General features: G+C 38.5%; 16 protein-coding genes. 4 read left to right on the forward strand and 12 right to left on the reverse strand.

Annotated elements, in window-relative coordinates:
• Nucleotides 1-13 precede the first annotated feature (13 nt).
• Nucleotides 14-958, reverse strand: coding sequence for a DHH family phosphoesterase (locus DKZ56_RS11995; RefSeq protein ID WP_208650208.1), 945 nt, complete (start codon nt 956-958; stop codon nt 14-16).
• Between the two features lie 101 nt (nt 959-1,059).
• On the opposite strand from DKZ56_RS11995, the gene DKZ56_RS12000 reads away from it, so the two are divergent.
• Nucleotides 1,060-1,368, forward strand: coding sequence for a YtpI family protein (locus DKZ56_RS12000; protein WP_208650209.1), 309 nt, complete (start codon nt 1,060-1,062; stop codon nt 1,366-1,368).
• 61 nt (nt 1,369-1,429) lie between these two features.
• On the opposite strand, the gene DKZ56_RS12005 is transcribed toward DKZ56_RS12000, so the two are convergent.
• Entirely contained in the window at nt 1,430-2,737 is a 1,308-nt protein-coding gene (locus DKZ56_RS12005; protein WP_208650210.1) for a DRTGG domain-containing protein, read from the reverse strand.
• Between the two features lie 163 nt (nt 2,738-2,900).
• On the reverse strand, nt 2,901-3,581 hold the full coding sequence (locus tag DKZ56_RS12010) for a metal-dependent hydrolase (RefSeq protein WP_208650211.1): 681 nt from the start codon (nt 3,579-3,581) through the stop codon (nt 2,901-2,903).
• Between the two features lie 128 nt (nt 3,582-3,709).
• Between DKZ56_RS12010 and DKZ56_RS12015 the strand changes: the two genes are divergently transcribed.
• A complete protein-coding gene (locus tag DKZ56_RS12015; RefSeq protein WP_208650212.1) occupies nt 3,710-4,804 on the forward strand; it encodes a M24 family metallopeptidase in 1,095 nt (364 codons plus the stop codon).
• A 61-nt stretch (nt 4,805-4,865) separates the two neighbouring features.
• On the opposite strand, the gene ald is transcribed toward DKZ56_RS12015, so the two are convergent.
• Nucleotides 4,866-5,990: an alanine dehydrogenase gene (gene ald / locus DKZ56_RS12020; RefSeq protein ID WP_208650213.1), complete on the reverse strand. Its 1,125-nt coding sequence runs from the start codon at nt 5,988-5,990 to the stop codon at nt 4,866-4,868.
• 284 nt (nt 5,991-6,274) lie between these two features.
• On the opposite strand from ald, the gene DKZ56_RS12025 reads away from it, so the two are divergent.
• On the forward strand, nt 6,275-6,721 hold the full coding sequence (locus tag DKZ56_RS12025; protein ID WP_208650214.1) for a universal stress protein: 447 nt from the start codon (nt 6,275-6,277) through the stop codon (nt 6,719-6,721).
• A 216-nt stretch (nt 6,722-6,937) separates the two neighbouring features.
• Entirely contained in the window at nt 6,938-7,921 is a 984-nt protein-coding gene (locus tag DKZ56_RS12030; protein ID WP_208650215.1) for an acyltransferase family protein, read from the forward strand.
• 44 nt (nt 7,922-7,965) lie between these two features.
• Here the strand turns inward: DKZ56_RS12030 and DKZ56_RS12035 are convergent, their stop codons facing one another.
• From DKZ56_RS12035 to DKZ56_RS12070, 8 genes are all read right to left on the reverse strand, one after another.
• A complete protein-coding gene (locus DKZ56_RS12035; protein WP_208650216.1) occupies nt 7,966-8,910 on the reverse strand; it encodes a class I SAM-dependent methyltransferase in 945 nt (314 codons plus the stop codon).
• A gap of 142 nt (nt 8,911-9,052) precedes the next feature.
• Nucleotides 9,053-9,556 (reverse strand): thiol peroxidase, encoded by a 504-nt coding sequence (tpx, locus tag DKZ56_RS12040; RefSeq protein ID WP_208650217.1) that lies wholly within the window; start codon nt 9,554-9,556, stop codon nt 9,053-9,055.
• Between the two features lie 124 nt (nt 9,557-9,680).
• Nucleotides 9,681-10,373: an RDD family protein gene (locus DKZ56_RS12045; RefSeq protein WP_245989456.1), complete on the reverse strand. Its 693-nt coding sequence runs from the start codon at nt 10,371-10,373 to the stop codon at nt 9,681-9,683.
• Between the two features lie 13 nt (nt 10,374-10,386).
• Nucleotides 10,387-11,397, reverse strand: coding sequence for a signal peptide peptidase SppA (gene sppA, locus DKZ56_RS12050; RefSeq protein ID WP_208650218.1), 1,011 nt, complete (start codon nt 11,395-11,397; stop codon nt 10,387-10,389).
• A 163-nt stretch (nt 11,398-11,560) separates the two neighbouring features.
• Entirely contained in the window at nt 11,561-13,147 is a 1,587-nt protein-coding gene (gene mbcS / locus DKZ56_RS12055) for an acyl-CoA synthetase MbcS (protein ID WP_208650219.1), read from the reverse strand.
• A gap of 168 nt (nt 13,148-13,315) precedes the next feature.
• Nucleotides 13,316-13,528: an alpha/beta-type small acid-soluble spore protein gene (locus DKZ56_RS12060; protein WP_208650220.1), complete on the reverse strand. Its 213-nt coding sequence runs from the start codon at nt 13,526-13,528 to the stop codon at nt 13,316-13,318.
• A gap of 100 nt (nt 13,529-13,628) precedes the next feature.
• Entirely contained in the window at nt 13,629-14,837 is a 1,209-nt protein-coding gene (thiI, locus tag DKZ56_RS12065) for a tRNA uracil 4-sulfurtransferase ThiI (RefSeq protein WP_208650221.1), read from the reverse strand.
• A 4-nt stretch (nt 14,838-14,841) separates the two neighbouring features.
• A complete protein-coding gene (locus DKZ56_RS12070) occupies nt 14,842-15,981 on the reverse strand; it encodes a cysteine desulfurase family protein (protein WP_208652250.1) in 1,140 nt (379 codons plus the stop codon).
• Nucleotides 15,982-16,148: the final 167 nt, after the last annotated feature.

Below are 16,148 nucleotides of genomic sequence, written 5' to 3' on the forward strand. Positions count from 1 at the left end.
TCCCTCCTAACGTTTATTGATACTCTTTGCAAAGCTGCTTTAAATCGGCAATGACTCGGTCCACTTCCTCCCAAGAATAGGCCGTTGCACCAGATGCGAGAGGATGTCCGCCTCCATGGTATTTTTTGGCGAGTTCGTTGACAACTGGGCCTTTTGAGCGAAGTCTTACGCGAATTTCATTGTCTTCCTCAACAAAAATCGCCCATGCCCGAACGCCTTTAATGTTGCTTAAAGAACCTACTAAAGAAGACGTTTCTGAAACCGTAACATTGTATTCTTTCAGCAATTCTTTCGGCATTTTAATATAAGCCGCGCCATTTTCATCCATTGTAAAGTTTTGATACACATATCCTTGCAGTTTCAACAAATTTTCTTCCATTTCATACATGCCATTGAAAATTTCATTCCGGTTAAAAGGATATTGAATCAATTCTCCGGCAATTTCAAAAGTTCTTTTCGTTGTGCTAGGGAATAAAAATCTTCCCGTATCCCCCACAATTCCTGCAAAAAGAAATCTCGCAGCGTTCTCGGTCATTTGCCAATTTTTATACTGGCGTCCTTCTTCATAAAGCTCATATATCATTTCGCTGCAAGAGCTTGACTTAGTGTTCACCCATAACAATTCGCCATAGGCATCATCATTTGGATGGTGGTCAATTTTGATGAGAAAAGCCCCTTTTGAATATCTCTCATCATCGATTCTTCCCGTGTTTGCCGTATCCGTCACAATGACAAGGGCTCCATGATATGCCTCATTCGAAATGATGTCTGGACGGCCCAAATAAGACAAGGTTTCATCATGGGTGCCGGCCGCATACACTTTTTTATTCGGATAATTATCTTGAATTAATGCTTTCAATCCCAATTGGGAACCATATGCATCCGGATCTGGACGGATATGCCGATGAATAATGATGGTATCATATTGTTCTATTGTGTCGATGATTTGTCTTTTCAAATTATTACCCTCCAAATATGATTAAAAATTTTAATTAGTATATTAGCATTTTTATAAAAAAATCGTTACAATAATTTTAGTTTCTTTAGGAGGTTCTGAAAATGTTAAATGCATTATTTGTTACACTTATTATTGCTTCATTTGCTGCTTATTTTTACTATAAAACAAAACAGTTTCGCTCCACATTGCCGATCCAAAAAAAATGGTATAAAGCAAAAGCAGGCATTGCATTAGGTCTTTTCGTTGTATTTTTCGGATTAAATACGTTCGTTGTGCAAGATTCCACTTTAGGCTATGTTGTTGGAGCTGTCTTTATCATTGTAGGTCTTATGGAAGCTTACAGCAGCTATAAACGTGCAAAGCATGAAGGAAAATTTGTTCAACAAGAATATGAATTAAACAAACAGTAATTGTAAGAAATATAATGATGAAAAAGTTGTCCAATCCCGTTGGACAACTTTTTTATGCAGTTTAACGATCGAGCAATTGGAAGGTAGCCATTGCTTTTCCGACAAGGGCATCCTCATGAAATACATCGAAGTCCATTTTCACGAATTTACGGCTCATGTCCAAAATATGTGGGACGATTCTTAAAACATTATCCATTTGAATCGGTTTGATATAATATGTCGTAATATTTTCCAGCACCGCATCTCCGCGTTTTCTTCTTTTTAGGGCAATCAATCCTACTTCTGTAAGAAGCGTAGTAAAAGCGCCGTATGATACTGCACCATACTGGTTTGTCATTTGAGGCGTTACTGTGAATTCTACAAGGATGTCCTCTTCGCCGAGCACTTTCATTTCGCTTTTGACAATATCATCAATCGTCTCGCCATGCTGCGGCTGATGTTGGGCCGTTTGTAGCGCTTTCAAAACATCTTGGCGGCTTATGACTCCTTGCAAGTATCCATCGTCATCCACTACTGGAAGCAAATCAATTCCTTCCCAAACCATGCGATGCCCTGCAGAAGCAACACTCGTTTTCATTGACACGGAAATCGGATGTTTCGTCATCACTTTATCAATTAGCTCATGCTCTTCTTTCCCAATCACGTCTTTTACTGTGACAATTCCAACTAATTTATTATTTTTTGAAACGACTGGGAAAGCTCCATGGGATGTATTGGCATTTAAAGCATGGAAATCTGCAACGGTTTGGCCTACTATGAGTTTTGCTGTATCTTCTAATTTCACATAAATATCTTCTATTAGCAAGATATCTTTTTTAATAAGTTGGTCGTAAATGGCACGGTTAATCATTGTAGCCACTGTAAATGTATCATAGCTGGATGAAATGATTGGCAATTCCAATTCATCAGCAAGCCGTTTATTTTCTTCCGTCGTATCAAAACCGCCTGTAATCAGTACAGCCGCCCCTGTTTTTAACGCATTGTAGTGGGCTTTAATGCGGTTTCCTACAATCAATAAGCTTCCCGGATCGGTATAGCGCATCATATCTTCAAGCTGCATTGCCCCAATGACAAATTTATTTAAGGTTTTATGTAGTCCCGCTTTTCCACCGAGCACTTGTCCGTCGACAATATTGACAATTTCTGCGAAAGTGAGGCGTTCGATATTTTCTTTCTTTTTCTTTTCAATTCGAATCGTTCCCACACGTTCAATGGAGCTTACTAGACTCCGATTTTCTGCTTCTTTAATTGCCCGATATGCAGTGCCCTCACTTACCTGCATTTCTTTTGCAATTTGGCGAACGGATATTTTTTCTCCAATGGGTAGTGACTCGATATATTGCAATATTTTTTCATGTTTTGTCGACATCGATATCACCTATTTTCATCGTACTTTCTTTCTACTCCCATAGTGTACCATATTTTCAATTATGTATAGAAAAAAATCGAGAAAGCTGTTACGGATATTTTTCGATGAAATGGCCTTTTCCATAACGAGCTTTCTCTATGGTTATTCATTTCAACCGTTCGATTTAAGGCAATTCTACCTTTTGCCCCGCCTCTAAAATTTGCACTTTAGCGTTTTTCACTAATTTTGCGAAATCGTTCGGATCTTGTTTAATGAGCGGGAATGTATTGTAGTGAATTGGTACAACCGTTTTTGGTCTTAATAATTCCACTGCATATGCCGCATCTTCAGGACCCATTGTGAAGTTGTCGCCAATCGGCAAGAAAGCAACATCGATGTCATTTCGGTCTCCAATCAATTTCATATCGCCGAACAACGCCGTATCACCGGCATGATAAATCGTTAAACCTTCTGCATAGAATAAGATTCCGCCAGGGTTTCCGGCATTAACAACTTCCGTTTCCGTTTCATAAGTGGAGCCATGGAAAGCAAGTGTATATTTTACTTTACCGAACGGGAACTGATACGCACCTCCAACGCCCATTGGATGCGCATTCACGCCTTGTTTTTGCAAATACACAGCCAATTCATTTAAGGCAACTACTTGTGAATTATTTGCTTTTGCAAGGGCAATCGTATCCCCCACATGGTCATTATGACCGTGTGTAAGCAAAATCACATCCGGCTTTTCTTCTTCCGCTTTTAAATCGGTTAAAGGGTTTCCCGTAATAAATGGGTCGATTAAAATCGTTGTACCATTTGTTTTTATTTTTACGACCGCATGACCATGGTATGAAATTTCCATTAACAATTCCCCCTTAAATTAAATTTCATCTTCATAATTTCTACACAACCTTCCTTTTTCCTTCTTTTTGCTATACTAATACTGTAAATATTTCGTATGTTTACAAAAACAATGTTGGAGGAAATTTCATGAAAAACCGAATTGAAAAAATTCAAACCTACTTAAAAGAACAACAAATTGATTTCGCCTTTATTACAAATCCAGACAATGTTTTTTATTTTTCAGGGTTCCACTCAGATCCCCATGAAAGATTGTTAGGCGTTGCGATTTTTCAAAATAGAGAGCCATTCATAATTTGTCCGAAAATGGAAGTGCCAGATGCAAAAGCTTCCGGCTGGCCTTATGATGCAATTGGACATGCCGATACAGACAACCCTTGGACAATCCTTGCGAAAGAAATCCAATCCCGCACAAGTGAAGTTGCAACAATCGCCATTGAAAAAGGGCACTTAACTGTTGAACGGTATGAAGCTTTATTATCATTCTTCCCTAAAGCTCGCTTTGTTTCCCTAGATCAAACAATCAACGAACTGCGGGTAATAAAAGATAACGTTGAACTAGAGAAATTAAGAAAGGCTGCTGAACTTGCCGATTATGCCATTGAAGTCGGTGTAAAAGCCATTAAAGAAGGAATGACAGAGTTGGAAATCGTTCAAATCATCGAAAGTGCCATTAAGGAAAAAGGCTATTCCATGTCCTTTGAAACAACCGTATTATCCGGCCCGAAAGCAGCCTCTCCACACGGGACCCCTGGCAATCGAAAAATTCAAAAAGGGGATTTCGTTTTGTTTGATTTAGGGGTCATCTATGAAGGCTACTGCTCTGATATTACACGCACCGTCGCCTTTGGAGAAATCAGCGACGAACAGCGGAAAATCTATGAAACGGTAAAAAAATCCAATGAACAATCCATTCAAGCTGTAAAACCGGGTGTACGCTGCATGGAATTAGATAAAATTTCCCGGGACATTATTGCTCAGGAAGGATACGGCGAATTTTATACCCATCGATTAGGCCATGGACTCGGCATCTCCATCCATGAATTCCCTTCCGTTACCGGAACAAATGAGTTGGAATTAAAACCGGGTATGGTCTTTACCATCGAACCTGGCATTTATAAACCAGATGTGGCAGGAGTCCGCATTGAAGACGATGTGGTCGTAACAGAAGATGGGGTGGAAGTATTGACAAAATATCCAAAAGAATTAATCATTCTTCATTAAAATGAAAAAAGCTTGTCAATCGTCGGCAAAACGATGACAAGCTTTTTCTTTTGATAAAACATTATTCGTTTGCAAGCAATGTTTCTACGGATACATATTCCCGCTGCTGCGCCTCAGCAACCGCTTTGTAGACAACGTGTCCATTTAACGTGTTGATTCCTTTTTTCAATGCTTCATTTTCTAAACAAGCTTTTTTATATCCTTTATTTGCAATTTGCAATGCATATGGAACTGTCACATTTGTTAATGCCATCGTTGATGTTCTTGGCACTGCCCCTGGGATGTTCGGAACGGCATAATGAAGTACGCCGTATTTTTCAAAGACCGGTTTGTCATGGGAAGTCGGATGGTTCGCCGTAATTTCCGTGCTTCCACCTTGGTCGATGGCAATATCCACAATGACAGAACCAGATTTCATTTGTTTCACCATTTCTTCTGTCACAAGTTTCGGCGCTCTTGCTCCAGGGATTAATACAGAACTGATAACAAGATCGGATTGTTTCACAGATTCTGCAATGTTATATGGATTGGACATCAATGTTTGAACGGAATTGCCGAAAATATCTTCCAGTTGACGCAAACGGTCTGCATTCACATCGATAATCGTTACATCTGCTCCCATGCCAATGGCAACGCGGGCAGCATTTGTACCAGCCACTCCTCCGCCGATAATCGTCACTTTGGCGCGAGGTACGCCAGAAACGCCACCTAATAAAATTCCGTTGCCTCCATTCAATTTTTCTAAGAAATGGGCGCCTATTTGAATACTCATTTTCCCTGCTACTTCGCTCATCGGCGTTAATAGCGGAAGCGAGCCATTTGCAAGTTGCACCGTTTCATAAGCAATTCCTGTCACTTTTTTATCAAGGAGCGCCTGTGTCAATTCATATTCAGGTGCTAAATGCAAATATGTAAATAGAATTTGCCCTTCATAGAAATATTGATACTCGCTTTCTATCGGTTCTTTCACTTTCAATACCAATTCCTTTGACCAAGCTTCTTCAGCAGTACTAACTATTTTAGCACCCGCTGCTACATAATCCTCATCAGTAAAAGATGACCCAAGCCCAGCACCGGTTTCAATATATACTTCATGTCCTGCATTTGTTAAAGTAACGACTCCTGCTGGCGTCATCGCTACACGATTTTCATTATTCTTAATTTCTTTTGGTATGCCTATTTTCATTTAAAACTCCCATCCTTTTCTGAACTATTTTAAAATTTAGAATTCATCAAATTTTATTCTAACATAATATAATAAAAAATAAATTCTGTTGAAGAAATTTTCCAAAAATGGAGAATATGCAAATCTGCGAAGTTCACATTAATTTTACAAAAAAATTATTTTTTCAACAAATTTTGTTCAAGGTTTAGCGATATTTGTGAAATTTTTTGTATTTTTCTGTAATTACTATTCCCATATTCTGATAATTTGTTATAATGTTAATAAAGTTAAAGGAGGTAGGTTTTATGGTAAACTACAAGAATATTGTTGTGGCTGTGGATGGTTCAAAAGAAGCTGAATACGCTTTCAAAAAAGCCATTGACATCGCAAAACAAAGCGACGATTCTAAATTACATTTAGTAAACGTTATTGATACTCGTTCATTTGCTGCAATTGAAGCATACGACCGATCAATTGCTGAGAAAGCACAAGCATTCTCTGAAGAGTTGCTTGATGGATATAAAAAACAAGCAGAAGAAGCCGGCGTAAAAAATATTAATGTGATTATTGAATACGGTTCTCCAAAAACGATTATTACAAAAGAATTATCAAAATTAGTAGATGCAGATTTGATTGTCTGCGGTGCGACTGGTTTAAATGCGGTTGAACGTTTCTTAATCGGTTCCGTATCTGAAGCGATTGTTCGTTCTGCAAAATGCGATGTACTTGTTGTCCGCACTCCTGAAAAATAATTTTTTCTATCTAAGGCTGCCTGGAAATTTTTCTAAGCAGTCTTTTTCTTTTCCCCTTCATCAATCATTTCCAATTCCCCCATATTATTTGACGGATTCGGCTGTTCTTTTCATAGCAAATTTTGTCGAAATATGTTAAAACTATTACTGGCTTTATTTCAGATAAACTATTTTTCTTTCACAATCCTTGAAATTAGAAAGAAAGAATGATTCCGTTTGAAAAGAATTCCTTTTTTTGATAACGCTAGAGCAATTCTCATTTTTTTAGTCGTGTTTGGCCACACAATCAGTGAATATATTGAAAATAGCAACCTTCTTGCGGATATTTATTTATTCATTTACACCTTTCATATGCCTGCATTTATCTTGATTTCAGGATATTTTGCAAAAAAGGTGTATGAGCGAGGATATTTTAAAAAGCTCGTAAAAAAACTGATTATTCCTTATGTATTGTTTCAAGTATTCTATACTCTTTACTATGAGTTTGTGTTCCATGATACCATCAGTTATAGTTTGTTTATCCCAAGATGGGGACTTTGGTTTTTAATGAGTTTATTGTTCTGGAATATTCTTTTATATTTCTTCGGCAAGCTAAAATATGGGCTGCCCCTTGCCATTATCTTTTCCTTATTAATAGGTTATGATGCGGAAGTTGACGAATTTTTAAGTTTGTCCCGCACCTTTTTCTTCTTTCCATTTTTCTTAGCCGGGTATCATTTAAAAGCTGAACATTTTGAAAAATTGAATTTCCGCTATCAAACAGTCATCGGCATCATTGGCGCTGTTTTGGGATTTATACTCATCGTCCAATTCGTACCTACCGACTATCGATTTTGGCTACTTGGGAAAAGACCGTATGAAGAAATTATTGACACCGTTGAATATTCTGCGCTAATAAGACTCGCAACATATGTCGTCCAATTTTTGGCTACTTTTATTTTTCTTTCCTTAGTGCCAAGAAAACAAAGCTTTCTTACTCACATCGGCCAATGCACAATGGTGATCTACTTGCTTCATTTAGCCATTGTAAGGATTTTTCAAGAGCCAATCGTAAAACAATACATCTTGGAAACAAACCAATATTGGCTTTTGGTGGTTTCTAGCTTCATCATTGTCCTTTTATTATCCCGCAAACCAGTCGTCAAAATGTTTCAACTGTCTTTACATCAAATTACTCAAATCATTAAAAGGTGCGCCTAATGGAATAGGCAGCACCTTTTTCATTTTCTCCGCACATCCCGATTTTAACGAGGATTGTTCAAATTATTTTCTTTCCACGTTTTTATTTTTTCAAAGAATAATGAAAGGGCCTGTTTGTTGGACAGTTTCGGTACTTTGGCAAGCAGCACTTCTTTTGGAGGGCGCAGCTGGTCGCATTTCTTTTGCAAAATAAAAATGCTTTTTTCATGCTGTTTGGATTTAAACATAGTTTCCGGCAATTGCATCACAGCCTGAATCCACGCATGCTTTTTCAAAAATTGGTGAAGCTTTTCCGCCTGTTCTGATTCAAATAAAGTAGCAGGGATTAAAAAAATTAAATATCCGCCTTCTTTTATATATCTTAGCGACTGTTCAATATATAAATGGTGTGCATAGCTCATCTCATTTTGGGCTCGCAGCTCATAATCCTTGGCTACTTCATTATTTGGATAATAGCCAACCGGCAAATCGCAAACAACTAGATCAACCGGTTCAACAAGCAATGGTCTTAAGGCATCTTGATGATAAAGTTCGATTGGCTGTTCAATCAATTCTGCAATTTCGCCAGCCAGTTGAATTAACAATTCGTCCACTTCCACCCCTGTTGCCAATATTTTCCCATCCAATTTATTCATAATGGTAAACATTAAATTCCCAGTGCCTAAGGCTGGATCAAGAATGGATATCATGCCTTTTTCCAATTTTTCTTCAAATAATTGCTCAATGATAAAGGCGATTAGCAGCCCAAGGGAATCCGGCGTCATCTGATGATTTGGCTGGGAGGATTCGCGCATTCCTTTTAAAATCGCAAGCTGGATGGCTTTGCGCACTTCCTCTTTCGTTGCCACTTCCACTGGAAAAGGGTAGTCTCCATCCAAAATGCCTCTTAGTGTTGCAAGGACGGCTTCTAAATAGGTGGACTTTCCTGATTTCTCTATTTCCTCTGCTTTATGATCAATAAACGTAAAAATTTGCTCCATCTTCTCCATTCTGTTCTTCCTTTCAACGAATCCCAATCTATAAAAACGAGCGAAAAATGAGTGTAGACAAAGCCAAACATGACTTTGTCTACCATAATAAGCCCATTATAATCATAACCGAAAAATGCGAGAAAAGATATGTCCCTTTAAATTAAAGAAGTTCTTTCACAGCCGCAATCGCTGCTTCATAATTTGGATGATTTGTTGTTTCTGAAACATATTCCACATAGCGGACAACGCCTTCACGGTCCACAACAAACACCGCGCGGGCAAGCAAGCGCAATTCTTCAATCACGACACCGTAAGCCTTGCCAAATGAAAGATCTTTATGGTCGGATACTGTAATGACACGGTCAATGCCTGCTGCCCCGCACCAGCGTTTTTGAGCGAAAGGCAAATCAACCGAAACCGTGTAAACAACAACATCTTCACCTAATTTGGACGCCTCTTCGTTAAAGCGGCGAGTTTCCGCGTCACAAACGCCTGTATCAAGGGATGGAACTGTTGCAAATAAACGAATTTTTCCTTCTGAATCTTTTAAAGTTACTGGAGATAAATCATTGGCAAGCACTGTAAAATCCGGTGCTTTATCGCCAACTTTTACTTCATTGCCTAACAAAGTTACTGGTTTATTTTTAAATGTTACTTGAGCCACTAAAATCTTCCTCCTTTATTTCTACTATGTTCATCTTACTAAACAATTTCCCCACTAAGCAAATAACTGAACTTGAAAATTAAAAAACCATTCAGCATCTTTTAGATACTGAATGGCCATCTCGTTATACCGCCTGTTCATTGGAAGGGTTTATGTCGATAATTTTTTCTTTAAAGATTTTTTGTTCGTTTTTCACATATACATTTTCATGGACAACTATGGTGTCTGCGATAAAGTCTTGGATGCCTTTGTTTTTCGGGGCAATGACAACGAAAAGATAAGTAATCCAAATCGTATTGTTGATGAAACGGGAGACGAATTCCCGGAACAAAACAGTTCCCCACGAAAGTTTTTCTTCCTTCAATGGCTTTACTTTAATGCCAAAAATCATTTTGCCGATTGTTTGCTGCCAGAATTTTGTCATGAGGATGAAGTATCCATAATAGATAATTCCCGACACGATGGTAATGGGTGCATACCAATCCGAACTGAATAAATCCAAGCCGAGAAAATAAAAGATAGGCTTGATGAAAATGGAGATAATGGCGCCGACAATCAGGCCATCTGTGAGAAAGGCCCAAAAACGAATCCAAAAACCAGCCGTCTTTTCTTCGTATTGTTCCACAATCTCCATTTCTTTTACAATGTTTCTTTCTTGCGCTTCTTCCTTTGCGTCTTCTCCATGTTCCGCTAAAGGCTTTGTCTTTATTTCTTTCTCATTGGAAGATGTGCCAAGCGCTTTTTCCTGTTCAACAACATTTTCTTCATTTGTTTCATGGGCAGAAGTTTTCCGTTCATTATCTGGATTGATCGTCATATTTCAGCCCTCCTTAATTTTGGCCATACAAATACATTAATCGAGGTGAATCATAAGAAGACATTAATTTTGTCAGCATCCGTTCTTCAGCTGAAGGGCCAAAGATAGTGCCCAATTTACTCATAAATAAAGATGTGAAAGTACCGAAATCCCGGTCATATTCAAACAATTCAGCATCTTCCAATCCATAATCTTCTCTTAATGACTGGATGGCCTCCTCAAGGCTTCCCAGTTCATCCACCAACCCGGCTCTCATCGCTTGGCTGCCGCTTAAAATTCGTCCATCAGCAATTTTCTTCACATCTGCTTCAGAGATGCCCCTACCTTGTTCTACCACATCCACAAATTCCTCATATGATTCATTAATCATTTCTTGAAGCATTGCTTTTTCTTCATCCGTAGCAGGTCTCGTGCCATTGAACATATCTTTATGTTCGCCAGATTTGATTGTTTCAAATTCAATTCCTAATTTATCTGCCAGTTCTGAATAGTTGTAGCTTTGCATAATCACGCCGATGGAACCTGTGATCGTTTCGCGATGGGCAAAGATTTTATCTGCAGGGGCGGAAATATAATAACCGCCTGAAGCTGCCATTGAACCCATGGAAACGTAAATCGGTATTCCTTTTTCTTCTTTAATTTGCACTAATTTTTTATGAATCTCTGCTGATTCAATGACTCCACCGCCTGGAGAATCAACAGATAATACAACGCCTTTTACTGTATCATCCTCCAAAATTTGTTCCAAAGATGCAAGAAACATTTGGTGGTCATATCCCACTGCTGACCAAGGCGTGCTTGACCCGACATCCTGAATAACTCCATCAACTGTCAGTAAAGCAATCCGTTCATTAAAAGAGCCCGGTTCAACAACTGTTTCCGTCAATTGGGATTCAAGTTCTACAAAAGAATCAAATCCGCTGAATAAGTTCGTTTTCACAATAACCATTAATGTATTGACTCCAATTGATATAATGAGCAAAACTATTGCTGCAATGAGAGCAGCCCACCTTTTTATATTCATCTTTTCAACCTCCTCCATATTACATACGTTTTACCAATCCAATTGTTTCAAAAATTTATAAAATTATTCTGTTCTTGTATAAGATTACATGAAAAAAGGCATTCAGAAAATGAACTTTTTCTGAATGCCTTTTTGATTTATTGATGGACGGAAAAGGTGTGAATTACTTTGTTGTTTGCTTTTGCCATTCTCTTTGGCGCAATTCTACCCGGCGGATTTTTCCGGAGGCCGTTTTAGGGAGTTCATCCAAGAATTCAATGGCTCTTGGGTATTTATAAGGCGCTGTAATATTTTTCACATGCTCTTGCAATTCTTGGACAAGTGTTGGACTGTTCTTTAAAGAAGGGTCTTTCAATACGACGAAAGCCTTTACAATACTTCCCCGAATTTCATCAGGGCTCGCTACAACGGCACATTCTTTTACCGCAGGATGTTTTACAAGGGCATCTTCTACTTCGAAAGGTCCGATAGTATAGCCGGAAGAAATGATGATATCATCGCCGCGGCCTTCAAACCAGAAGTAGCCTTCTTCATCTTTATAAGCCTGGTCTCCCGTTAAAAACCATTCGCCGCGATATTGCATTTGCGTACGTTCAGGGTCTTTATAATATCCTTTAAAGAGTGCCGGTGTGGATGAATGAACGGCAATATCCCCAACTTCTCCAGGTTTTGTCGGCTCTCCGTTTTCATTAATAATTTCGACAATATTTCCTGGAGTCGGTTTACCCATGGAACCTGGTTTTGGCTTCATGCCAAGAAGCGTTCCAACGAGCAATGTATTTTCTGTTTGTCCATATCCATCGCGGACTTGAATGTTAAAGAGATTTAAGAATTTATTGATAACTTCACTATTTAATGGCTCCCCTGCGGAAACGGCGCTTCTTAAATTGGATAAATCATAAGATTCAAGCCCATCCACTTTTGCCATTAATCGATATTCCGTCGGCGTGCAGCATAATACATTAATTTTATAATCTTGCAGCAATTGCAAGTATGTCTTTGGATCAAATTTTCCTGTATACACAAAAGCTGTTGCGCCGCTGCCTAAAATGGCGAGGAACGGACTCCAAATCCATTTTTGCCAGCCAGGTGCAGCTGTCGCCCATGCCAAATCGTTTTCTTTTACACCGAGCCAGTGCTCAGCGGTTGTCCGCAAATGGGCAAAACCCCAGCTATGAGTATGGATGACTCCTTTAGGATTTCCTGTTGTTCCACTTGTGTAAGATAAGAAAGCCATATCGGAGCTTTTCGTTTCAACATCATTAAATTCATCGGATGCATTTTCAATGGCTTTTTCCATTTGGATCCATGGCTCTTCCGCTTCCCCGTAAACGAATAATTTCAAGCCATCCAACGATTTGACATCATCAAATTGGGAGATTTCATTGGAGAAAGCCACAATCCCTTTTGCATCTGAATGCTCAATGCGGTAGTCAATATCTTTTGCCCTGAGCATTTCAGAGCTAGGGATGATTGTAAGTCCAGCTTTTAATGCGCCAATGTATGTAGCATAAGCTTCTACAGAACGCGGAACCATCACCAACAGCACATCGCCTTTTCCTAGGCCATGGCTTCTAAATACATTCGCTACTTTGTTGGCTCTTTTTAAGAGTTCTACAAAGGTAATTTGTTCTGTGCTGCCATCTTCATGCCGTACTAATAAGGCCACTTTGTTTTCATCTTTTGACCATTTCTCAAACTCATCTACAATGTTATAAATTTCTGGTGCAAGTAAATCTTCCCGCTTCAAGCAAATTCCCCTTTCCTTGGAAAATATTATTGTTTTTATAATTATATACTAACAAAATAGAAAAATATTCTACTTAATAGAAAATTTTTCGTTAAATTAACAAATGATAAAAATAAATCCAACGTAATAAAAAAAGGCTAGCAGCAATATGCTACTAGCCCGAATCAGTTATTGTTGTTGAGTTCCGCGTAATTGAGATTCTGCCATTTGTACAAGACGTTTAGTAATTTCTCCTCCGACTGACCCGTTTGCACGAGCAGAAGCTTCAGGTCCGAGTTGAACACCAAACTCTTGTGCAATTTCATATTTCATTTGATCTAAAGCAGCGTTTGCACCAGGAACTAATAATTTGTTGCGTCCGCCTGTGTTGTTTGTTGCCATTTCTCTCACCTCCTTGTGCAATTAGAATGTGCGGGAATTATTTTTTAATACACAAAAGGTGAGAGGTAAATTGTACTACTATTTCCGATTGAAGGTGAGATTATAATAGATGTTTAAATTTATTTTCTGCTATGCGTTTTTCAGGGAACGTATAAACTTCTCTATTTTTCACGGCACGTTCTATATACTCATCGAAATCTACTTGAGATTCAAAATGAGTCACACGCTCTAATTTTGGTCTTGTTTTTGGATTGGCTGGTGTAAAGATTGTACAGCAATCTTCATAAGGTTTAATGGATATTTCATACGTGCCAATTTGCTGTGCAATATCAATGATTTCTAGCTTATCAAAGGAAAGCAACGGGCGCAAAATCGGCGTATTGGTTACCGCATTAATGGCAGTTAAACTTTCCAATGTTTGGCTTGCCACTTGCCCTAAACTTTCTCCGGTAACAAGTCCAAGAGCGCCAATTTCTTCACGCACTCGATCCGCGATTTTCATCATCATTCTGCGCGTTGTGGTCATGAGCATTTCTGCAGGCACTGTATCTTTAATCAATACTTGCAGCTCTGTAAATGGAATCACATGCAAACGGATGGAAGAACCAAATTTGGTTAATTCATTTGCTAAATCCTTTACCTTTTGCAAAGATTGTTCGCTTGTATATGGAGGGCTGAAAAAGTGAATGGCATCAATTCTTACGCCCCGTTTCATCATTAAATAACCGGCTACAGGGCTGTCAATTCCGCCGGATAGAAGAAGCAAGGATCTTCCGTTTGAACCGACTGGCATGCCTGCTGCTCCATAAATTATTTCGGACATCAAATAAGCGGCTTCTTTTCGGATTTCCACCCGAAGCTCCACATCCGGATTTTTCACATCAACGGATAAATTTGGATTATGTTTTAATAAAAAGCCGCCAACCGCTTTTTGAATATCATAGGTTTGATAAGGGAAAGATTTATCTGAACGGTGCACTTCCACTTTAAATGTGATGGATTTGTCTTTATAGCGGTCCATAATTTTTTGGGCCGTCTGTTGTATAACTCCCAAGTCTTTTTCACACATAGCCACAGGACTGAAGGATTGAATGCCGAACACTCTAGGCAATCTTTCCACGATTTTTTCAAATTGCTCTTCATTTTCCAGTTCAATATGCATTCGATCCCGCTCTGAACGAATCGTTAGAGAGCCAATATCAGAAAAAATATATTTGATATTGTGTTTTAATTGATGGATAAAATCTTTCCGGTTTCGTCCTTTTGTCGTTAATTCGCCATATCTAATCAATATTTCTTTCCAAAGCATATGATTAAACTCCTTTTAATTCTTTCATTACGTCTTTAAAAATTGCTTTAAATTGTTCAATTTCTTCTTCTGTATTTTTTGCACCAAAACTGATTCGAATAACCCCTTCTTTAAAGTGAGGATCCACTTTTAGCGCTTCCACCACATGGCTTGTTTTTTTCTGTTTTGACGAACATGCGCTGGATGTGGATACAATTACTCCCCGTTTCTGCAGCGCATTAATAATGACTTCTCCTTTTAAATCTCTGATGCTGAAGGACAAAATATGCGGCGCGCCTTCTTTTGAAGAGAGTATATAGATATGATTTCCAAAAGTCTTGAAATAATCAATGAGGTCGTCTCTCCATTTTGTAAACTTCCCATGATTTTCTTGTAAATTTTCAAAGGCAATTCTGCATGCTTTTGCCAATGCAACGGCTTGTGGAACAGCAACAGTTCCGCTTCTAAGTCCAAACTCTTGTCCACCGCCGACGATATATGGAACGATGTTTAACTTTCTTTGAAAAGCGATGATGCCTGTGCCTTTTAAGCCATGAATTTTATGCCCTGAAATGGAAATGATATCCGGCCCAGCTTCCCCGTTAAATTGTATATTTAACTTTCCGAAGCTTTGCACCGCATCTACATGGAAAATAGCGCGGGAATGTTCATGAATGATTTTCGCCGCTTCTTCAATCGGCTGAATGGCACCCATTTCGTTATTGACATGCATCATCGTCACAAGAATAGTGTCTTTGCGCAGTTTTTCGCGCAATTCATCCAAAGAAATGACCCCGTTTTTATTGACGGATAAATAATCGACTTCATAGCCTTCTTTTTCCAACGATTTATAAGCTTCTAGAACCGATGCATGTTCAATTTCCGTTGTAATAATATGTTTTCCGATATGTTGATTCGCCTTGGCAACACCAAAAATAGCAAAGTTATTGGATTCCGTTCCACCGGAAGTAAATAAAACATATTCCGGCTTCGTATTGAAAATGCTCGCAATTTGGCTTCTTGCTGCATCCAACAATTCGTTTACTTCCACACCAAAAGCATGAATGGAAGCCGGATTGGCATAATAGTTTTTATTGACTTCCACAAATGTTTGTAATACTTCGTCATGCGCTTTAGTAGTTGCACTATTATCAAAATAGATCATCATTACCAACCTTCTGTTTTTTTGATATTTCAAAAGAAAAGGTTGTACAGAAAGCCAAAACACTTTCCGAACAACCAACCATTTTAATACTTCTTATAACAAAATAAAAGCAACTCACAACAAAGAAATTGAAAATCACATTTTATTGTTTATTATACCCCGAAAAT

The sequence above is a fragment of the Ureibacillus thermophilus genome, assembly GCF_004331915.1.
In the GTDB taxonomy this organism is placed as follows: domain Bacteria; phylum Bacillota; class Bacilli; order Bacillales_A; family Planococcaceae; genus Ureibacillus; species Ureibacillus thermophilus.